This window comes from Amycolatopsis sp. NPDC052450, from assembly GCF_044547565.1.
In the GTDB taxonomy this organism is placed as follows: domain Bacteria; phylum Actinomycetota; class Actinomycetes; order Mycobacteriales; family Pseudonocardiaceae; genus Amycolatopsis.
Window position 1 is genome coordinate 36,557 of record NZ_JBIUAQ010000049.1, and the last position, 20,702, is coordinate 57,258.

Genomic DNA, 20,702 nt, shown 5'->3' on the forward strand with positions numbered 1-20,702 from the left:
GACGGGACCGACAGCCGGCTATCACCCCACCCTCAGCTCGCCCACAGGAAAGAGGCGGACGCTGGAAGCAGGCGGATCACCCAGGGGTGAGGAGAAGACCATGCGGGAGCTTCCACACTGGCACACGGCGAGCGCGCAGGGGCCGCGCGAGCACAACGCGGACGCCGTCGCGGCGTACTCGGCCGCGGGCGGACGGGGAATCGTGTTCGCGCTGGCGGATGGAGTCGGAGATCACCCGAACGCGGCACGAGCGGCGCGGACGGCAGCTTCGGCGGCGGCACGGACACCGGTCGAGCAGGGCGCCACCGCGGCTGTTCTCGCTGCTCAGCGCGCTGTGCTCGGGCTCGGCGGGACAGGTGACTGCGTCCTCGTCGTGGCCGTCCGCACCGACGAGGGGTATGGCATCGCGTGGGTCGGGGACGCGCGGGCGTACGCTTGGGATGGTCACAACGTGCGGCAAGTGACCAAGGACCATACGCTCGCGCAGTACTTCCGCGACCACGAACAGCCCGTGACACCGCGGATGGAACACGTCGTCACCACCAGCGTCCGCACGGCCGCCGCGCACGAGATCGGCACGGCCACCGTCACGACCGGCGGGCTCGTGCTCACCAGCGACGGTGTGCACAAGACGCTCAGCGGTCCGACCATGCTCGACATCCTCGGGATGCCGGACAGGGCGGCCACCGAACTGGTGCGGACGGCGATCTCGCTCGGTGGCTCGGACAACGCCACCGTGATCGTGGTGGATCCGCCCAGTGCGGACGTCACCACGGAAAAGTTTCGCGTCGCGGCCTGAACCGGGCGGTCAGGCCGCGACGCGATCCCGTTTCAGCTGCCGGTATTCGCGCAGCACCAGCACGACGATCACGACGTCGAGGGCGGCGAAGAACGGCAGCGCCAGCGAGTGCGTGTGGATCGCGCGGAAGATCTCGTAGACCACGAACGCCGAGAGCACGACGGCGGCGACGGGGTAGGCCCGCACCACCTTCTTCGCCAGTGCCCAGACCAGGCCGAGTTTGATCAGTCCGTGCACGACGAGGTACACGACGGCGAACGTCCGGCCTTCGACGAAGTGACCCGCCGCGAGTTCGAGGTGCCGGGCCAGCGTCCCCTCGGGGTCGCCGAGCAGGTCGCGGGTGACCACGGCGTGCGCGAAACCGGAGACGGCCGACGACGGCACGAGCATCAGGACGAGCCCGCCCACCAGCTGCAACGCGCCGTCGAGCCCCTTCAGGGTGATGGCGATCCGGAACAGCTTCTCGGTGTTCATGGGCGCTCCCTCCGCGATCACCTCACCCTGCCCCACCTGGCGGCCGTCCGCAGCCGCCGTCACCGGAACAGGCGGTCCCGGCAGGCCGGGCACCGCTCGTGCCGTGCGGTGCGGCCGGAGGGGTCCCTGCCGTAGAAGGGAAAGCACGGCGCTCCGCAGAGGGCGAGATAGATCCGCCCGCAGCGCAGCGGCCGTCCGCCGACGTTGTGGGCCACGCTCAGCGAGTGGTGACGCTCGCCCGCGCCGGGCAGCCAGCCGTCGTCCGGCAGCTTCGCCAGCACGTCGGCGTTGACGGCGTCCGAGCGGCGGAGCAGCGCGCCGCCGAGATCGGTGAGCCGTTCCCCGAGATCACGGAGGACGTCGGCACGCGGCACGTCGTCCTCCACCATCCGGGTGACGAAGGTGATGTCGGTGCTCAGGGAGCCGTGGAGGTCCCGGAGCCGGTCGAGCAGGCGGTGATCCATGCCCTTCCATTAAGGCGTTGCGCCCTGGCAAGGAAAGAGTCAAGCCGCGTAGGTGACCCGGCCGTTCATGACGGTGGCCGTGACGGGGGTGTCGCGCAGCCCGGCCGGGGACAGTCGCGACGGGTCCACCGCGGTGACGACCAGGTCCGCGACGTCTCCGACGACCACTCCGGTCCGGCCGCCGGACGACGCCGCGAGCGCGGCCTCCAGCGGCATGGCCTGCTCGGGATGCCACGGCGGCCGGTCGTCGTCGGTGCGGCTGACCGCCGACGCGATCGCGTCCCACGGGTCCAGCGGCGCGACCGGCGCGTCGGAGCCGAACTCCAGCCGCACCCCGGCGCGATGCAAAGCGCCGTAAGGGAAGGCCCGATCGGTCCAGCCGTGCCAGTGCCGGTCGGCGACGTCGCGGTCGTCCGGCTGATGGGCGGGCTGGACGCTCGCCACGACGCCCAGTTCGGCGAAGCGCGCGACGTCCTCGGCGCACAGCAGCTGCGCGTGTTCGATACGGCCCGAGCACCCGACACCGGCGAAGGCGTCGAGCGCGATCTTGTTGGCGTGATCGCCGATCGCGTGCACCGCGGGGGAAAGGCCATGCTCGGAAGCCTTGCGCATCAACGGTTCCAGCTCCTCGGGCGGCAGTTCGAGCAGCCCGTGGGACTCCGTTCCCGCGTAGTGGCCCACGCAGTACGCGGTGCGGGTGTTCAGCGAACCGTCGACGAACAGCTTGTACGGGCCGACCGTGAGCAGGCCGCCGGTGTCTTCGAGGACGTCGCCGGTGCGGTGGCCGCGTTCGACGGCGGTGTCGAGCAGGTACTTCGCGATCACGCAGGAGATCCGGACCGGCAGGGGTTTCCGCGCCAGCCGTCGCCGCCAGTCGGTGACGGTGTCGGTGTACTCGTAGTCGACGATCTTGGTGACACCGCGGGCGGCCGCCGCGTCGAGCGCGTCGGCGACCCAGCCGTCGATGACGTCGTCGGGGGCGACCGGGAGTTCGGCCGTCGCGCTCATGCAGTCGTTCTCCAGCAGCACGCCGGTCGGATGCTCGCGGCCGATGAGCTTCAGCGCGGCCGGGCTGAGCCACAGCGTGTGGAGGTCGGCGCTGAACAGGGCGACCGGATGCCCGGGCAGCGCCTTCTGCAGCAGGTCCTTGTGCGGGGCGTCGGGCCAGAGGCCGTCGCGGAACCCGGCGCCGAGAACGAGATCGCCGGGCGGCACGGGATTCGCCAGGAGATGGGCGAGCACGAGTTCGACCGTGTGCGCGGCCGACGTCGCCTCCCCGAGCGGGATCCGGCGGCGCGCGGCCGACCACTGCGCGGTGTGCACGTGCGCGTCGACGAGGCCGGGCAGCAGCGTGCCGCCGTGCCCGTCCAGGATCTCCGACGCCTCACCCGCCTGCCCCGGTCCCGCGATGGCCGCGATCCGGCCGTCCTTGATCAGCACGTCCGACAGGGAACCCGCCAAGCCGACCCGGACCCGGCGCAACAGAAGATCTTCCACGCCCTCACCTTGCCAGCCAGTGTCGCAATTCGGCACCTGCTTGCGGTGGTTCGCGATGCCAACCACCGCAAGCAGGTGCCGAATTGCGGGACGTCAGGAGCGGGCGAAGGTGAGCTTTCCGAGCGCGGCGACCAAGGGCGCGAGTTCGGGGAGTTCCTCGGCGGCGGCGAGTGCCTCGGTGAGGACGGTGTCGTGCGTCGGCCGCGCGGCCGCGAGCAGTTCCTGCCCGGCAGGCGTGACCTCGGTGTAGATCCCCCGCCGGTCGTCCGGGCACAGGTACCGCTGCAGCAGTCCCCGGTCCTCCAGGCGCGACACCAGCCGGGTCGTCGCCGACTGGCTGAGCACGACGGCGTTCGACAGCTGGTTCATCCGCAGGTGGAACCCGTCCTGGCGGGCGAGCACGTCCAGCACGGTGTACTCGGTGACGGACAGCTCATGCTTCCGCGCCAGCGCGCGCTCGAGCGCGTCCTCGATCCGCGCGTGCAGTGCGGCCAGGGTCCGCCAGCCCTGCGCGCGTGCCTCCACGGCGTCGTCGGCCAGTGACACGGTTCACCTCTTCCCCGGTTGCCCGAGTTTCGTTGCGTCATGCATCATCAAGCGTGTGCAATATGCGGCGTGTGCAACTATTTCGGACGCTCGTAGTTGCTCACGCCAGTAACCCCACTCTACGGGAAGAAGTGAGAACCCCCATGCCTGCCGCTCTGCTCGCACTGGCGATCAGCGCCTTCGGGATCGGCACCACCGAGTTCGTGATCATCGGCCTGTTGCCCGAGGTCGCGGCCGACTTCGGCGTTTCGATCCCCTCCGCCGGGCTGCTGATCTCCGGATACGCGCTCGGCGTCGTGGTCGGCGCCCCGGTACTCACCGCGCTCGCGTCGCGGGTGCCGCGCAAGACGGTCCTCGTCGGCCTGATGGTCCTGTTCATCGCCGGCAACGTCGTTTCCGCGCTGGCCCCTGCCTACGGCCTGCTGATGACCGGCCGCGTGGTCGCCGCGCTCTCGCACGGCGCGTTCTTCGGCGTCGGCGCGGTCGTCGCGGCCTCACTCGTCGCGCCGAACAAACAGGCCGGCGCCATCGCGATGATGTTCACCGGCCTCACCGTCGCCAACGTCCTCGGCGTCCCCGCCGGAACCGCGCTCGGACAGGCGCTGGGCTGGCGCTCGACGTTCTGGGCGGTCAGCGCGCTCGGGGTGATCGGCCTGATCGGGATCCTCGCGCTCGTTCCCGTCCAGTCGACGACGAAGAGCGCGGGACTGCGCAGCGAACTGGCCGTGTTCCGGCGTCCGCAGGTGTGGCTCGCGCTGGCGATGACGGCGCTCGGCTTCGCCGGGGTGTTCGCGTCCTTCACCTACATCGCCCCGATGATGACCGAGGTCGCCGGCTTCACCCCCGGCGCGGTGACCTGGCTGCTGGTGCTGTTCGGCGCCGGGCTGTTCGCGGGCAACCTGCTCGGCGGCAAGGCGGCCGACCGGGCGCTGATGCCCAGCCTGTACGTCATCCTCGCCGTGCTCGCGGCCGTGCTGGTGGTGTTCGTCTTCACCGCGCACGCCCAGCTCCCCGCCGCGATCACCATCGCGGTCTTCGGCGCCGCCGGTTTCGCGACCGTCGCGCCGCTTCAGGCCCGCGTCATGAACAAGGCCGAAGGCGCGCCCGCGATGGCTTCGGCCGCCAACATCGCCGCGTTCAACCTCGGCAACGCCGCGGGCGCGTGGCTCGGCGGCAAGGCCATCGACGCGGGTCTCGGCTACACCGCGCCCAACTGGATCGGCGCCGGGCTCGCCCTCGCCGGGCTGCTGGTCGCGGTCATCTCCGGCATGCTCGACAGCGGGCGGCGAAAGGCTCGTCGCGCCGAACTGGCCCCCGCCGCCTGACCCGCGAGTACCCACGAAAGGAACGCAAGTGACCGACATTCCCACCGTCAAGCTCAACAACGGGGTGGAGATGCCGCAGCTCGGGTTCGGCGTCTTCCAGGTGCCGGACGAGGAGACCACCGCCGCCGTCAAGGCCGCGCTGGACGCGGGCTACCGCAGCATCGACACCGCCGCCATCTACGGCAACGAAGCGGGCGTCGGCAAGGCGCTCGCCGAGTCCGGGATCGCCCGCGACGAACTGTTCATCACCACCAAACTGTGGAACAGCGAACAGGGCTACGACGCCACACTGAAGGCGTTCGACGCCAGCATGGCCAAACTCGGCCTGGAGAAACTGGACCTGTATCTCATCCACTGGCCGACGCCGGAGCGCGATCTCTACCGCGACACGTGGAAGGCCTTCGAGAAGCTCTACGCCGACGGCCGGGTGCGCGCGATCGGCGTGTCCAACTTCCAGCCGGCGCACCTCGAACGGCTTCTCGACGCCGGTTCCGTGACCCCGGCGGTCAACCAGGTCGAGGTGCACCCGTACCTGCAGCAGGCCGAGGTGCGCGCGTTCGACGCGAAGCACGGCATCGCGACCGAAGCGTGGAGCCCGCTGGCCAAGGGCGGCGACCTGCTCGGTGAGGACGCGATCAAGGCGCTCGCTTCGAAGCACGGCCGCACCCCGGCGCAGATCGTGCTGCGATGGCATCTGCAGCTCGGCAACGTCGTGATCCCGAAGTCCGTGACGCCTTCGCGGATCAAGGAGAACCTCGACGTCTTCGGGTTCACGCTGTCGGAAGAGGACATCGCGTCGCTGTCCGTGCTGGACCGGGGCGAGCGGACCGGTCCTGACCCCGACACCTTCAACGTCGCCTAGCCTTCTCCCGCAATCAGTCACCTACTTGCGTCGCGGAAGCAAGTAGGTGACTGATTGCGTGTTCGCAGGTCGTGGGTGTAGCTCTTCGTTCTCGCACGAGCCCGCTGGGTAGCCGGTTACTATTCGGCCGCACAGACGGCACTTGTGCGAAAAGAGGTAACCGGACGATGCAGGCCCGAGGACGCGCCGTCCTCGCGACACTTCTGCTCGTGGCGTTCCCAGTGGTGGTCGTCGCGGTGGGTGTCGCCAGTGTGCTGGCGGGCCTGCGGATCCAGGGCAAGATCGGCATGTACGTCATGCTCGCCGGGCTCGCGATCATGATCGCGCTGGGCTTCGGGCTGGTGAGCGCGTTGCGGGCACGGCGTCCCCCGATCGAGGGGCCGCGGCTCGACCGCGACGCCCATCCCGCGTTGTGGGAGATGATCGACGACCTCGCCGCCCAGGTGAAGACGCGGCCGCCGGACGAGATCGTGCTGATCGGCGAGATCAACGCGGCGGTCAGCGAGGACGCCCGGTTCCTCGGCCTGCGGCCGGGGCGCCGCACGATGCTGATCGGGCTGCCGTTGCTGGCCGCGATGAGCGTGAGCGAGCTGCGTTCGGTGCTGGCGCACGAACTCGGGCACTACAGCGGCGGCCACACCCGTCTGCTCGCGCTGACCTACCGGGGCACGCAGACGCTCGCCTTCACCGTCGACAGGCTGGACGGCGGCCCCGCCAGGGCGCTGCTCTCCGCCTACTCGAAGCTGTACCTGCTGGTCGCCCGGTCGGCGAACCGGCGGCAGGAACTGCAGGCCGACGAGGCGTCGGTGCTCGCGGCGGGCAGCCGGACGGCGGCAGCGGCGCTGCGGAAGGTCGCGACGCTGAGCCCGCTCTGGAAGGACTACGCCGAGCGCTACCTCTCACTCGGCGCGACGGCGCGGCGCACGCCCCCGGTGCTGCTGGGGTTCCGGTCGTACCTCAATCACCCCGTCCAGCGAGACTGGGTGGCCGAGTACGCCGAAGACATCATCGACGGCGAGGAGCTGTCGAAGTACGACAGTCATCCGCCCACGAAGCGCCGGATCGCCGCGCTCGCCGGTGTGCCGGACAACCCGGTGAAGCCGGACGCGCGGCCTGGCTGGTCGCTGCTGGGGGCGCCGAAGGTCGACGTGCCCGAGGCGGAGCTGGACGTGCTGATCCGCGACGTCGGGCCGCGCGCGGACTGGGACGAGGTCGTCAAACGCGCGGGCCGGGCGTCGGTGGCGGAGGGCGCGAGGCTGCTGACCTCGGCCGGGCTCGAAAGCAGGCTGGCGCCACGCGGCACGATCGGCGAGGTCGTGCGGGTGCTGCGCGACGGCGACGCCGAAGCGCTCGCCAGGCCCCTGCGGGCCCCGTCCCGCGAAGAGGGCCTCGAACTGCTGACAGAGCTGTTCGCCGACACCGTCACCGCCGCGATGATCGACAACGGCGTCGCCGCGCACCGCCTGAACTGGGGCGGCGGCTGGGAACTGTGCCTCGGCGACGGCGAGCCGTTCGACGTCACCGAGCTGGTCGCCCCGGCGGTGCGGAGCCCGCGCGCGGTCGACGAACTGGTCCACAACCTGCAACTGCTGAACGTGCCCGCCGCGTACTTCTGCAAGCAGGAGCCCCAGCCCGAGCCCGATCCCGCCGAAGCGCGGATGCTCGGCCTGTTCACCGCGCTGAAGGCCAAGCGGAGGCTGTACGACCTGATCGTCTGCGACACCGAAGTGATCTTGCTGCCGATGGCGCGCTCGGTGCTAGTCCGCCGCGGACTCGCCGGCCTGATCGGGGCACGCGGGGTCTCGGACCGCAAACGGATCCGGAAGCTGCGGGAGCGCGGCCTCGACGATCTGCGCGCCGAACCGGGCGCCCGGCGGATCCCGTTCGCGGACATCGTCGCGGGCGGTTTCCCCCGCCGGAAACTCACCGTGTACCTGACGCTGGAACTCTCCGACGGCGAAACGCTGGAACTCGCGATGACCGGCAACACCGAAGACTTCGGCACCGCGCACGACGACCTGAAGGCGTTCTTCAGCTCGCTGAAGGCCTGAGGCCGGGTGGGTGGCGCGGGGCCAGTGTCGCTCCTGCGTACGCGTTCTCCTGGTAGTGAGGGCCTCCTTTCCTATTCTGACGGTAGTGAAGGAGGCTTTCGCTACCGTCGAATGTGACCCCTGGTGATAGTGGGACGGTTGTGATCTCGGCGGCCGGTCGTGAAGTACATGAAGGCCCCCTTCATGTACTTCGACAAAGGCGTGACTCGCGTGCTTGGGGACGTAACTCGCGTGCTTGGAGGCGTAACTCGCGTGTTTGGGGACGTGACTCGCGTCATCCCAGCCCACCGTCTTGAGCCGAGGGAAGGGGTCCTTCACGCGCCGCCGCCGTGACTGGCGGGCCCCAGGGTCTCCTAGAGCTTGAACCCCACGCCGCCGAGGCTCAGGTGGTTCAGCTCGGTCAGCGGCGCGAGGCGCGGGCCTTCCGGCCACCATTCGTGCAGGTGGACCAGCCCGGGCTCGAGGATCTCCAGCCCGTCGAACAGGGACTCGATCTCCTCGCGGTTCCGGTGCACCGTGCGGTGCCCGGTGCTGCCCATGAGGTCGTCGAGTTTCCGCGCGAGCGCGCCGCGCGCGCCCTCGCCGGGGGTGAAGTCGTGGGTGATCAGTACGTAGGACCCCGGCGCGATCGCGTCGACGTAGGCACGGACGACGGCCCGCGCCTTCCCGAAGTCTTCGATGTGGTGAAGCACGGAGTTCAGGATCACCGCGACCGGGCGGTCGAGTTCGATGTGTTCGGTGACCACCGGATCGGCGAGGGTCTGCTCGGGGTCGGTCAGATCCGCGCCGCTGACGTGGACGAGGTGGTCCTCCAGCAGTGCCAGCCCGTGTGCCTGGACGACCGGGTCGTGGTCGACGTAGACGACCACCGCGTCGGGGTTGTACCGCTGCGCCGCCTGATGGGTGTTCTCCGCGGTGGGCAGGCCGGAGCCGAGGTCGAGGAACTGATCGATGCCGCGGGCGCCGGCGAGGAACCGGACCACCCGGTTCGCCCAGGAGCGGAACTCCTTGGCCATCGCGGCGGCGTCGGGGGCGAGGGCGAGCAGGTCGTCGACCGCTCGCTTGTCGACCTCGTAGTAGTCGTGCCCGCCGAGAAGGACGTCCTTCATCCTGGCGAGGTTGGGCTTGCTGTAGTCGAGGGGAAGCGGGCGCCTCGGCACAGACCGGACCTCGTCCGAAGTCATGGACACGTTCCACCCTTCAGCCGCGCACTGGCCACGTGAACGTGCCCACGGCTCCCTCGACATCGACGGACCGTACACAGATTACGACATGGCGTGCATCCCCGTGAACCTCCCCAAGGGCCTTGCCCACCTGCGACGATCACCCGAAGGCGAGCTCACGCCACGTGCCACCGCCGTCGGTGGTGCGGTACACGGCCGATCCGCCGTCGGCGTCGGGCAGCCCGTCCACGACCACGCCCACCCGTTCGTCCGGGAAGTCCAGGTCGTTGAGGCAGAGGCCGCGGCCGCTGAGTTCCGTCGTCGTCCAGGTCGCCCCGCCGTCGGCGGTGCTGTGCAGGAATCCGGTGCCGCCGCCTTCCGCCGCGACGGTCGCCGACGTGGGCGACGCCGCGCTGAAGCTCTGGTTGATCCCGAGGGTGGGCGCCTGCGCCGTTCCGGTGAAGTGGCCGCCGAGCTTCGGCGCGCGCCACAGCCGCCGGACGGTCGACCCCGGCTGCGGTGTCCCCGGTCCCCCGCTGCACAACGCCAGCACGTGCCCCTGCCGGACTCCGCTCAGTGAAGCCGCGCTGTCCGCCGGGCAGGGCGGCGGAGCGGGCGCGAAGGTCAGGCCGTCGGACGAAGTCCAGTACTTCTGGACGCGGTAGTCGGCTCCCATCGACACCTGGATCCCGCCGCTGGTGGCGACATCCCCATAGGTGGACGAGCCGGTGACGGTGAACCCCGGGACGGGGTGAAGGAGCCGCGTTCCGGAGATCCCCGCGTACAGCGTCGTCGTCGACGGGCTGCCGAAACCGGCGACCATCGCGAACACCCGAGGTCCTGCTTCGGTGATTTTCGAAATATAGAAGGGTTCCCGGACCCCGGCGAGCCGGACCTCGGACCATTTGCCGCCACCGTTGTGGCTGGCGAGCAGCCGGGTGCCGTCGGAGAGGAATACGTCGCGTTCGCCGACCACCGTGAGCTTGACCTGATTGTGGTTGTCCGGCAACGAGATCGGCGGTTCGCCGACGCGCCGCCACCGCTTCCCGCCGTCGGCCGTAGACAGCAGGGACGCGCACCATCCTGGTCTGCCACAAGGAAAGAAGCCGAGGACGAAGCCGCGCAGCGGCCCGGTCCAGCTCGTTGACGCGGGGGCGAAACCCTTGGGCACAGCCGAATCGGCGGCGGCGGGCGGAGTGAAGACGGCCAGGGCGGTCAGTGCGGTGGCGGCGAGCGCGGCCCACCGGTTCGGCTTCATGACCACGAGACGTCCGGCCCCCGCCGGGGTTGCCCGCCGTTCGGGGTGAACCCGCAGATCATCTCGGGTACGCTGTCGAACCTTGTTTCACCCGGGGCCGGACCGGGTATACGGCGTTCGGCCGGTGAGACGGAGGTAGCACCGATGGACGACGCGGGGCCGCGCGCTGACGGTGAGGTCGAGGAGCCCGGGGAACCCGACGCCGCGACCACTGAGCGCCGGTTCAGCCTGAACGTCCACGACCCGGACCATCTGCCGCGCAGGCTCGCCGGCCGGTACGAAGTCGGCGAGCTGCTCGGCCGCGGCGCGACCTCACGCGTTTTCCGAGCCCACGACCTGCACGAAGGGCGCGAAGTCGCGCTGAAGCTGTTCCACGCCGACACGATGCTCCGGGACGAGCGCCGCCGGGAGCAGGAGATCGAGACCCTCAGCGCGGTCCGCCATCCCGGGCTCGTCCCGCTGTACGACGCGGGCTCCGACGACGGCTATACCTATCTGACGATGCGGCTGGTCGACGGGCCGAATCTGGCCCAGCGCCTGCGCTCGGGCCCGCTCCCCCAGGACGCGGTCGTCGAACTGGCCGCCCGGCTGGCCGACGCGCTCGCGCACGTCCACGCGCACGGCATCACCCACCGCGACCTGAAACCGGCGAACATCCTGATCGCCGACGACGGCCCGCTGATCGGCGATTTCGGGGTCGCCCACGCCTTCGACGCGACCAGGGTGACCGAGACCGGCGGCGTCGTCGGCACGGCGGCGTACATGGCACCCGAACAGGTCCGCGGTGAGAACGTCGGCCCGCCCGCCGACATCTACTCCCTGGGCCTGGTCCTGCTCGAATGCCTGTCCGGGGAACGGGAGTACACCGGGACGCCGGTCGAGGCCGCGGTCGGACGGCTGCACCGGCCGCCCCGGATCCCCGACGGGCTGTCGGTGACCATGACGACGCTGCTGCGCGGGATGACCGCGCGGAAGCCGTCGCAACGCCCGACGGCCGCGGCGATCTCGCGGATCCTGCTGGAGGACTCGACCGGGACGAAGGTCGTCCATCTCGCGCCCGCCACCCGCAGACGGGCGGCGGTGGTCGCCGCCATCAGCGCGCCGGCCGCCGCGATCACCATCGGGGTCCTGCTGGCGGCCAACCAGACCGGGGCGAACCCGCCGGCTTCGCCGGGCGAAATCCTTCCCCCGGCGGCGACCGGTTCGTCCGCTCCGGTGGCAGGCCAAGGAGCGCGATCCTCGGAGGCCGTCGAAGTGCCCACAGGCGGCGTGAACGCGCCCCAGGGCACGGTCGCGGTGACCGAGGCCGTCCCGGTCTCCGCGAATCCACCGGCCACCACCGAAAGCACCGGTGCCACCTCGACGCCGAAAAGCACGACCGCTTCCAGCGACCGGCCGGAAACCTCGGTCAAACCGAGCAAAACGAAACCGAACCCGCCGACCAAGAGCAGGCCAGGGCCACCCGGCTGAGGTGTCCACAGTGGATGGGAGACGGCGATGACCTACATCAACGACCCGCGCGAGCCGCAGGAAGAGATCGTCGAACGGACACCCGCCAGGATCCGCGCCGTGCGGATCATCAACGCCGTCGTCCACGCGGCGTGCTGGATCTTCGCGCTGGTGCTGATCGTGCACATCCTGCTCGTGTTCGGCGAGGCCAATCCGGGGAACGGGTTCGCGCAACTGATCGACCAATGGTCGCGCGGCGTCTCGCTCGGGCTCCGCAACCTGTTCACCCCGGACGGCCTCAAACTGCGCACCCTGTTCAACGACGGTCTCGCCGCGCTGCTGTGGCTGATCATCGGCGGCGTGGTGACCGACCTCGTCTCGCGGATCGGCCTCCCCGGGCCGAAACGGGTCTGGTACCGGCGCACGCTCTAGTTGAGCGAACCCGGCTTCGCCTCGGGGGCGTCACCGGCCTGGGCCTGCTCGGCCCTGGCATCGGTGACGTCCGGGGTGGCGGCGGCCTCCGCGGGCTGTTTCGGATCCGGTTCGGGCTCGGTGTCGAAATGCTCACGGCACCACCGGCCGTAGCGTCTGGCATGCACGGTCATCGCGGCACCTCCTTTTCTGCCCACCACGATCCCCCATCCCTGTGACGCGCGCCACTCGTTTACCCCGCGAAGGCGGTCACGATCGCGGAGCAGAACGCGGGCAGGTCGCCGGGGTTCCGGCTGGAGATCAGGCCTTTGTCGACGACGACCTCCTCGTCGACGACGGTGCCGCCGGCGTTGCGGATGTCGGTGCGCACGCTGGGGTACGAGGTGAGCGTGCGGCCGCGGACGACGTCGGCCTCGACCAGCGTCCACGGGCCGTGGCAGATCACCCCGACCGGTTTGCCGCTGTTCACGAAGTCGCGGACGAAGCGGACCGCGTTCTCGTCCGCGCGTAGATTGTCCGGATTCATCGTGCCGCCGGGCAGTACGAGCGCGTCGAAGTCGTCGACAGTGACGTCCTTGACGACCCGGTCGACGGTGAACTTGTCCGCCTTGTCGATGTCGCCGTTCATGGCCTGGATCTCGCCGGCCTCCAGCGAGACGACCTCGGCCGTCGCCCCGGCGTCGGTGACCGCCTTGCGGGGTTCGACCAGTTCGACCTGTTCCACGCCGTCCGCGGCGAGGATGGCCACGCGGCGTCCGTTCAGCGATGTCGCCATCGGGTTTCCCTCCTGTGTCATGGTCGCTCTCCGACTACCCCGGACCGGGCAGGCCGAACCATGGGCATGAACTCCCGCCGCGGCGGGTATCAGCCCGCATGCGACTTCGGCGAGCGGACCTGGGGTCCCCCGGAATCCGGAGGCGGCGCAGAGGTCGTGGCTTCGGCTATCTGACCCCGGACGGCGAGCCGCTGAAGGACCGGCAGACGATCGAGCGGATCGACGCGCTGGCGATCCCGCCCGCCTGGCGGCGCGTGTGGATCTCCCCGCACGAGAACGCCCACATCCAGGCCGTCGGGGTGGACGACGCCGGGCGGAAGCAGTACCTCTACCACCCGGAATGGCGGCGGGCCAGGGATGAGGAGAAGCACGAACGCGTCCTCGCGCTGGCACGAAAGCTGCCCAAGCTGCGCGAAACGGTTCGAGAGGATCTCGGCGCACGCGGCCTGAAACGGGAGCGCGTGCTCGCCGGTGCCCTGCGCATGATCGATCTGGGCGTCTTCCGGACCGGCGGTGAAAGCTATGCCGACGAGCACGGCACGCACGGGGTGGCGACGTTGCTGTGCGAACACGTCGAACTCCGCGACGAATGTCTCGTCTGCGATTACCCAGCGAAGCACGGCATCCAGCGGAAGGTCCGGCTGCGGGACGAGGCACTGGTGCGGCTGGTCCGCTCCCTCCGGCGGGTGCGGAGCGGCGACGTGCGCCTGCTCGCTTATCGCAACGGCGACGGCTGGCACGAGGTGAAGGCCGACGACATCAACGACCGGCTCCGGGAAATCGTCGGCGACGGCTTCACCGCCAAGGATCTGCGCACCTGGAACGCCACCGTCCTGGCCGCTTCCGCCTTCGCTGACACGGAAAAACCGTCCAGCGAACGAGGGTTGAAGCGGGTCGAGAAGGCCGTGATGACGGAAGTCGCCGAAGGGCTCGGCAACACGCCTGCCGTGGCACGACGGTCCTATGTGGACCCTCGGGTGGTCGAGGCGTACCGGCGGGACCGGACCGTCGAACGCGCGGTGCGGCGGGCCGGGAAGGTGGCGGATCCGGACGAGGCGCGGCAGATCGTCGAGCGGGCGGTGGTGCGGCTACTGAACGGGTCGTGACGCCTCGATGGCGAGGACGGCGATGTCGTCGTGTGCCCCGCTGCCGAGCCATTCCCGCACCGCGGACCGGATCCGGGCGACCACCTCGCGGCCGGACAGCCCCCGGCAGCCGACCAGCAGTTCACGCAGCCGCTCGTCCCCGAACAGGTCCGACGGCCGTTCGTGATGCCGCGCTTCGGTGATCCCGTCGGTGTAGAGCAGGCAGACGTCGCCCTCGCCCAGCCGGATGGCCGTCTCGGCGAACCGGGCCTGCGGGGAGATGCCGACCAGGGTGCCGGGCAGGGTGATCTCCTCGACCCCGCCGCGGCGGCGCACCACCAGCGGCGCGGGATGCCCGCCGGAAGCCAAGGTGACACCGAGACCGTCTTCGCCGGCCAGCACCGAACCGAGCACCAGGGTGGCGAACCGGCCGCTGCCGCCGGTGATGAGCAGGGAGTTGAGCAGGCTCAGCAATGTCGTGTTGTCGTGCTCGACGAGATCGAGCGCGGCAAGGGTCTGCCGGACCCGGCCGGTGAGCGCCGCCGCTTCGGCACCCTTTCCGCAGACGTCGCCGAGGACGAACATCGCGCTGCCGTCTTCCCGCGGCAGGACGTCGTAGAAGTCGCCGCCGACGTCGAGCAGCCCGCCGGACGGCTCGTACCAGACGTCGAACTTGACGCCGTGCACGTCCGGCGGCGGTGTCGGGCGCAGTGTGGTCTCCAGACCGCGCGTGGCCTCTTCCTGGCGGGCGTAGCGGTGCGCGTTCGCCAGTGCCGTGCCCGCCGCGCGGGCGAACTCGGTCACCGCGCGCGGGTGGTCCTCGCCGAACGCGGCCGCGCCGCGCCTGCCGAGCACGACCGCGCCGGTGACCCCGGCACCGCCGTCGAACCCGAGTGAGACCACGGTCACCGACGGATGGACGGCGAGCCGCTCCGCGACGACCGCGGGCAGCGTCGCGACCTCCTCCTCCGGGACCGCCTTGGCCTCGGGTTCCTCGGTGGAGGCGAAAGTGCCGGCGAGCACCGGTGCCAGCTGGGCCGGGACGCGGCGGATCCGGCCGTGGCCGTGGTTGGTGCGATGGTCGCAGCTCCACCACTCCCAGCGGCCGCGGGTGGTCGGCAGCAGGACGAACACACAGTCGGCGAGTTCGGCCGCGGCGACCTCGGCGATCACCTTCGCCGTCCCGTGCCGTCCGCGTGCGGAGGCGAGCCTGGGCGCCGAAGCGGCGAGGAAACCGTCCACCCGCGGGCCGTCGGCCGCGACCGCGGAGGTCACCGTCCACGCGTGCCAGCCGCCGGGCAGTGTGCGGATCCGCGCGGGGAACCGGCGGCCGGTGTGTTCGACATGCCCGACGTCGGGGCCTTCCGCGGTCAGCACCGGGCGGCCGCCGCCGAACAGCTCACGGGCGGCGGGATTCGACCAGCGCAGCGCGCCGCCGACGTCCTGCACGAGCACCGCGTCACGAACGTCTTCCAGCAGCTCGCGCCAGAACCTCCCGGATTCGGGCAGCGCGCCCTCGCTCGTCGTTGCCGACGACTCCGAGGGGAGCGACGTCGAGGCCGGGGCGGGCCGTGACACCATTCCCGGACCTCCTCCTGCCTTGCGGGTAGCGCAGTGTGAGCGGGCGGACTGGCTCGAAGTGTAGGTCGAATCATGGCACGCTGATGCGACGACCATGGCTTGGCATGCGTGGTGGAGAGGGTCGACACAGATGACACAGCACTCCCAAAGGGACCGGCTCCCCGTGGAAGGTGGTGGCGGCCAGGTGGACGAAGCGGCCCTGGAACGCCTGCTCGCGGCGGCTCGTGACCTCGGGGACGGCAACTTCCGGCGGCGGCTCGTGGCGCACGGAGACGGGCTCGCGGCCCAGCTCGCGGGCGCCTTCAACGACATCGCCGAACGGAACCAGCGACTGGTGACCGAACTCCTGCGCGTCCGCGAGGCGGTCGGCAAGGAAGGCAGGCTGACCGAGCGCGTCGCCGCCGAGATCGGTCCCGGCGGCTGGGCGACCGCGGTCGACGTCGTCAACGGGCTGATCGAGGACGTGAGCAGGCCCACGGCCGAGCTCAACCGGGTCCTCGGGGCGGTCGCGGAGGGCGATCTGTCCGAGCCGATGCCCCTAGAGGTCGGCGGGCGGCCGCTGCAGGGCCAGTTCGCCGAAGTCGCGAAGACGGTCAACGGCCTGATCAAGCAGCTTTCGCGGTTCGCGACCGAGGTCACCAGAGTGGCCCGCGAGATCGCCACCGAAGGACGGCTCGGCGGTCAAGCCGAGGTCCCCGGGGTGGCGGGCACCTGGCGTGATCTCACCGACAACGTCAACGTGATGGCGAGCAACCTGACCGACCAGGTCCGCAACATCGCCCAGGTCACCACCGCGGTGGCGCGGGGCGACCTGACGCAGAAGATCAACGTCGACGCGCGCGGCGAGATCCTCGAGCTCAAGAACACCGTCAACATCATGGTCGACCAGCTCTCGGCCTTCGCCGACGAAGTGACCCGGGTGTCGCGCGAGGTGGGTAGCGAAGGCCGTCTCGGCGGCCAGGCGCAGGTCCCCGGCGCGGCGGGCACGTGGCGCGACCTCACCGACTCGGTGAACCTGATGGCGGACAACCTGACCGACCAGGTCCGCAACATCGCCCAGGTGGCCACCGCGGTGGCGCAGGGCGATCTCTCGCAGAAGATCAACGTCGACGCCAAGGGCGAGATCCTCGAACTCAAGAACACGCTGAACACCATGGTCGACCAGCTGTCGTCGTTCGCGGACGAGGTCACGCGGGTGGCGCGCGAGGTCGGCAGCGAAGGCCGTCTCGGCGGTCAGGCGACCGTGCCGGGCGTGGCGGGCACGTGGCGCGGGCTCACCGACTCGGTGAACCAGATGGCGGACAACCTGACCGACCAGGTCCGCAACATCGCCCAGGTCACAACGGCGGTGGCGAAGGGCGACCTGACGCAGAAGATCACGGTCGACGCGCGCGGCGAGATCCTCGAACTGAAGACGACCGTCAACACGATGGTCGACCAGCTCTCGTCGTTCGCCGACGAGGTCACCCGGGTGGCGCGCGAGGTCGGCACGGAAGGTCAGCTCGGCGGGCAGGCGCAGGTGCCCGGGGTCGCCGGTACTTGGCGCGACCTCACCGGGTCGGTCAACTTCATGGCGAACAACCTCACCGCGCAGGTCCGGAACATCGCCCAGGTGGCGACGGCGGTGGCGAAGGGCGACCTGTCCCAGAAGATCGCCGTCGACGCCAAGGGCGAGATCCTCGAACTCAAGAACACGCTGAACACCATGGTGGATCAGCTGTCGGCGTTCGCCGACGAGGTCACCCGCGTCGCCCGCGAGGTCGGCAGCGACGGGCGGCTCGGCGGCCAGGCGCAGGTGCCCGGCGTGGCCGGGACCTGGAAGGACCTCACCGACAACGTCAACTTCATGGCGAAGAACCTGACCGACCAGGTCCGCAACATCGCCCAGGTCACCACCGCCGTCGCGAAGGGCGACCTGACGCAGAAGATCATCGTCGACGCGCGCGGCGAGATCCTGGAGCTCAAGAACACCGTCAACATCATGGTCGACCAGCTCTCGGCCTTCGCCGACGAAGTCACGCGGGTGTCCCGCGAGGTCGGCACCGAAGGCAAGCTCGGCGGACAGGCGCAGGTGCGCGGCGTCGCCGGGACCTGGAAGGACCTCACCGACAACGTCAACGTCATGGCCACCAACCTCACCGACCAGGTGCGGAGCATCGCGACGGTGACGACGGCGGTGGCGAACGGCGACCTGTCGAAGAAGATCTCGATCGACGCGCAGGGCGAGGTCGCCGTGCTCGCCGAGACGATCAACAGCATGGTCGAGACGCTGCGCGCGTTCGCCGACGAGGTCACCCGCGTCGCCCGCGAGGTGGGTACGGAAGGCATCCTCGGCGGCCAGGCCCGCGTGCCGAACGTGGCGGGCACGTGGAAGGCGTTGACGGACAACGTGAACGTCATGGCCGACAACCTGACCGGCCAGGTCCGCAGCATCGCGACGGTGACCACCGCGGTGGCACAGGGCGATCTGTCGAAGAAGATCGACATCGACGCGCGCGGCGAGATCCTCGAACTCAAGACCACCATCAACACGATGGTCGACCAGCTGTCGGCCTTCGCCTCCGAAGTCACCCGTGTCGCCCGCGAGGTCGGCACGGACGGCACGCTCGGCGGCCAGGCGGAGGTGCCAGGGGTCGCGGGCACGTGGTCGCGGCTGACCGAAAGCGTGAACCAGCTGGCCGGGAACCTGACCACCCAGGTGCGGGCGATCGCCCAGGTGGCCACCGCGGTGACCGCCGGCGACCTGACCCGGCACATCACCGTCGACGCGTCCGGGGAGGTGGCCGAACTCAAGGACAACATCAACCAGATGATCGCGAACCTGAAGGAGACCACCCGGGCGAACCGCGAACAGGACTGGCTCAAGACCAACCTGGCCAGGCTTTCCGCGCTCATGCAGGGGCACCGCGATCTCGCGTCGGTGGCGTCGCTGATCCTGTCCGAGCTGACCCCGCTGGTGTCCGCGCAGCAGGGCGCGTTCTTCCTCGCCCGCGAAGACGAGCAGGAAGAGGTGGTCCTGGAGAGCATCGCCACCTACGGGCTGGCGAAATCCCAGACGGGCCTGCGGTTCTCCCCCGGCGAGTCGCTCATCGGGCAGGCCGCCGTCGACCGCCGCACGATCCTGGTCCACGAGGCCCCGCCGGAGTACGCGCTCATCTCGTCGGGGCTGGGTTCGGCCGCGCCGGTCAACGTGATCGTGCTGCCGGTGCTGTTCCAGGGCGAGGTGCTCGGCGTGCTGGAACTGGCGACCATCAACGCCTTCAGCACCGTCCACATCGACCTGCTGGAGCAGCTGAAGGAGACCATCGCGGTCAACGTCAGCACCATCCAGTCCAACTCGCGCACCGAGGCGCTGCTGACCGAATCCCAGCGCCTGGCGCAGGAACTGCGCGCGCGGTCCGAGCAGTTGCAGGCACAGCAACGGGAACTGCGCCGCTCCAACACGGATCTCGCGGAGAAGGCGGCGCTGCTGGCCCAGCAGAACCGCGACATCGAGGTCAAGAACAGCGAGATCGAGCAGGCCCGGCAGGAACTCGAAGAGCGGGCCGGGCAGCTGACCATGGCGTCGCAGTACAAATCCGAGTTCATGGCGAACATGTCGCACGAACTGCGGACCCCGCTCAACAGCGCGCTGATCCTCGCGAAACTGCTCTCGGAGAACCCGGACGGGAACCTGTCGGAGAAACAGATCCAGTTCGCGCGGACGATCTACTCGGCGGGCAGCGACCTGCAACAGCTGATCAACGACATCCTCGACATGGCCAAGGTCGAGGCCGGGCATCTGGACCTGCAGATGTCCGACGTCACGCTGCCCGAACTGGTCGAGTACGTCGAATCGATCTGCCGTCCGCTCACTTCGGACAAGGGCCTGGAGTTCGCCGTCCTGATCGACCCGCCGGTGCCGTCGTCGATCCACACCGACGAACACCGGTTGCAGCAGGTGCTGCGGAACCTGCTGTCCAACGCGGCGAAGTTCACCGACGAGGGCGGCGTGCGCCTGCACATCCGGATGGCCGACCCGGGCGAGGTCGAAGCCGACTCGCTCCGCCAGGCCCCCGGCGTCCTCGCGTTCGCCGTCGAAGACACGGGAATCGGCATCGCCCCGGACAAACTCGCGATCATCTTCGACGCGTTCCGCCAGGCCGACGGCACCACCAGCCGCAAGTACGGCGGCACCGGATTGGGTCTGTCGATCAGCCAGCAGCTGACGGAACTGCTCGGCGGCGAACTGCGCGTCCGCAGCGAACCCGGCAAGGGCAGCACGTTCACCCTGTACCTGCCGGTGAGCGCCTCGAACCTGGTCGTCCCGACCACACAGGCGAGCGGTGTCCCGCTGATCATGGCCGTGCCGCAGGCGATCCCCGTGAGCCCGTCGCTGCGGTTCCACGGCGAGAAGATCCTGATCGTCGACGACGACCTCCGGAACGTCTTCGCGCTGGCGGCCGTGCTGGAGCGCAACGGCCTGGAGGTCATTTACGCCGAGACCGGCGTCGCCGGCATCCGGGCACTGGAACGGCACGAGGACACCGCGCTCGTCCTGATGGACGTGATGATGCCCGAACTGGACGGCAACGCCACCATCACCGCCATCCGCGCCGAGGCCGCGCACGAAGACCTGCCCGTGATCGCCGTCACGGCGAAAGCGACCGCGGAGGACAAGGCGCGCACCCTGGCTTCGGGAGCGGACGACTACGTCACCAAACCCGTCGACACCGACAAGCTGCTGGACCTGATCGCCGCCCACCTCGAAGCGGACGCCGCCTCCAGCGGCCTCTCGCAGGCCGTGGCGCCGTCGGACTCCTCGGACGTCGGCGCGGACTGAGCCTTCGGTCCAGGTGGTGGGGGGGGGGGGGTTGTGTGGGGTTGGAACGGAAAACAAGAAACCCCCCCCCCCCCCCCCAACCCCCCCCCCCCCAGAAAAACCCCCCCACCGCGCGGCCC

Annotated in this window: 17 protein-coding genes; 8 read left to right on the top strand and 9 right to left on the bottom strand. The window is 70.0% G+C overall.

Annotated features, from left to right (window positions below; translation table 11 throughout):
• The first annotated feature begins 100 nt into the window (after positions 1-100).
• The gene (locus ACIHAO_RS41080; protein WP_396567432.1) at positions 101-799 is read left to right on the top strand and encodes a PP2C family protein-serine/threonine phosphatase; all 699 of its coding nucleotides are present in this window, start codon (positions 101-103) and stop codon (positions 797-799) included.
• A 9-nt stretch (positions 800-808) separates the two neighbouring features.
• Here the strand turns inward: ACIHAO_RS41080 and ACIHAO_RS41085 are convergent, their stop codons facing one another.
• The 4 genes from ACIHAO_RS41085 to ACIHAO_RS41100 form a co-directional block, all read right to left on the bottom strand.
• Positions 809-1,273, bottom strand: a complete 465-nt coding sequence (locus ACIHAO_RS41085) for a DUF2127 domain-containing protein (protein ID WP_396567434.1) — start codon at positions 1,271-1,273, stop codon at positions 809-811.
• 59 nt (positions 1,274-1,332) lie between these two features.
• A complete protein-coding gene (locus ACIHAO_RS41090; protein WP_396567436.1) occupies positions 1,333-1,737 on the bottom strand; it encodes a hypothetical protein in 405 nt (134 codons plus the stop codon).
• A 39-nt stretch (positions 1,738-1,776) separates the two neighbouring features.
• Positions 1,777-3,234, bottom strand: coding sequence for an amidohydrolase (locus tag ACIHAO_RS41095; protein ID WP_396567438.1), 1,458 nt, complete (start codon positions 3,232-3,234; stop codon positions 1,777-1,779).
• 93 nt (positions 3,235-3,327) lie between these two features.
• On the bottom strand, positions 3,328-3,780 hold the full coding sequence (locus tag ACIHAO_RS41100) for a MarR family winged helix-turn-helix transcriptional regulator (RefSeq protein ID WP_396567440.1): 453 nt from the start codon (positions 3,778-3,780) through the stop codon (positions 3,328-3,330).
• A gap of 143 nt (positions 3,781-3,923) precedes the next feature.
• Here ACIHAO_RS41100 and ACIHAO_RS41105 point away from each other — a divergent pair, with 143 nt between their 5' ends.
• The 3 genes from ACIHAO_RS41105 to ACIHAO_RS41115 all read left to right on the top strand — a co-directional run bounded on the left by ACIHAO_RS41105 (position 3,924) and on the right by ACIHAO_RS41115 (position 8,018).
• Positions 3,924-5,105: an MFS transporter gene (locus tag ACIHAO_RS41105; RefSeq protein ID WP_396567442.1), complete on the top strand. Its 1,182-nt coding sequence runs from the start codon at positions 3,924-3,926 to the stop codon at positions 5,103-5,105.
• A 28-nt stretch (positions 5,106-5,133) separates the two neighbouring features.
• A complete protein-coding gene (locus ACIHAO_RS41110; protein ID WP_396567444.1) occupies positions 5,134-5,967 on the top strand; it encodes an aldo/keto reductase in 834 nt (277 codons plus the stop codon).
• Positions 5,968-6,176: 209 nt separating this feature from the next.
• Positions 6,177-8,018, top strand: a complete 1,842-nt coding sequence (locus ACIHAO_RS41115; RefSeq protein ID WP_396567446.1) for a M48 family metalloprotease — start codon at positions 6,177-6,179, stop codon at positions 8,016-8,018.
• A 353-nt stretch (positions 8,019-8,371) separates the two neighbouring features.
• Here ACIHAO_RS41115 and ACIHAO_RS41120 read toward each other — a convergent pair whose 3' ends face one another.
• Both ACIHAO_RS41120 and ACIHAO_RS41125 read right to left on the bottom strand, forming a co-directional pair.
• Positions 8,372-9,202 carry an SAM-dependent methyltransferase gene (locus tag ACIHAO_RS41120; RefSeq protein ID WP_396567463.1) on the bottom strand — a complete coding sequence of 277 codons (831 nt, stop codon included), beginning with the start codon at positions 9,200-9,202 and terminating at the stop codon, positions 8,372-8,374.
• Between the two features lie 139 nt (positions 9,203-9,341).
• Positions 9,342-10,439: a WD40/YVTN/BNR-like repeat-containing protein gene (locus ACIHAO_RS41125; RefSeq protein WP_396567448.1), complete on the bottom strand. Its 1,098-nt coding sequence runs from the start codon at positions 10,437-10,439 to the stop codon at positions 9,342-9,344.
• A 144-nt stretch (positions 10,440-10,583) separates the two neighbouring features.
• Here ACIHAO_RS41125 and ACIHAO_RS41130 point away from each other — a divergent pair, with 144 nt between their 5' ends.
• Positions 10,584-11,909, top strand: a complete 1,326-nt coding sequence (locus ACIHAO_RS41130; RefSeq protein ID WP_396567449.1) for a protein kinase — start codon at positions 10,584-10,586, stop codon at positions 11,907-11,909.
• Positions 11,910-11,936: 27 nt separating this feature from the next.
• A complete protein-coding gene (locus tag ACIHAO_RS41135; protein WP_396567451.1) occupies positions 11,937-12,320 on the top strand; it encodes a hypothetical protein in 384 nt (127 codons plus the stop codon).
• Here the strand turns inward: ACIHAO_RS41135 and ACIHAO_RS41140 are convergent.
• Positions 12,317-12,493, bottom strand: coding sequence for a hypothetical protein (locus ACIHAO_RS41140; protein WP_199754019.1), 177 nt, complete (start codon positions 12,491-12,493; stop codon positions 12,317-12,319). The genes ACIHAO_RS41135 and ACIHAO_RS41140 overlap by 4 nt on opposite strands.
• 59 nt (positions 12,494-12,552) lie before the next feature.
• Positions 12,553-13,095 (bottom strand): type 1 glutamine amidotransferase domain-containing protein, encoded by a 543-nt coding sequence (locus tag ACIHAO_RS41145; protein ID WP_396567453.1) that lies wholly within the window; start codon positions 13,093-13,095, stop codon positions 12,553-12,555.
• 98 nt (positions 13,096-13,193) lie between these two features.
• Between ACIHAO_RS41145 and ACIHAO_RS41150 the strand changes: the two genes are divergently transcribed.
• Complete coding sequence (locus tag ACIHAO_RS41150; RefSeq protein ID WP_396567455.1) at positions 13,194-14,201, top strand: DNA topoisomerase IB; 1,008 nt, start codon at positions 13,194-13,196, stop codon at positions 14,199-14,201.
• On the opposite strand, the gene ACIHAO_RS41155 is transcribed toward ACIHAO_RS41150, so the two are convergent.
• A complete protein-coding gene (locus ACIHAO_RS41155) occupies positions 14,184-15,761 on the bottom strand; it encodes a SpoIIE family protein phosphatase (protein ID WP_396567457.1) in 1,578 nt (525 codons plus the stop codon). The two genes, ACIHAO_RS41150 and ACIHAO_RS41155, sit on opposite strands and share 18 nt — an antisense overlap.
• A gap of 130 nt (positions 15,762-15,891) precedes the next feature.
• On the opposite strand from ACIHAO_RS41155, the gene ACIHAO_RS41160 reads away from it, so the two are divergent.
• A complete protein-coding gene (locus tag ACIHAO_RS41160; protein ID WP_396567459.1) occupies positions 15,892-20,583 on the top strand; it encodes a HAMP domain-containing protein in 4,692 nt (1,563 codons plus the stop codon).
• Positions 20,584-20,702 lie beyond the last annotated feature (119 nt).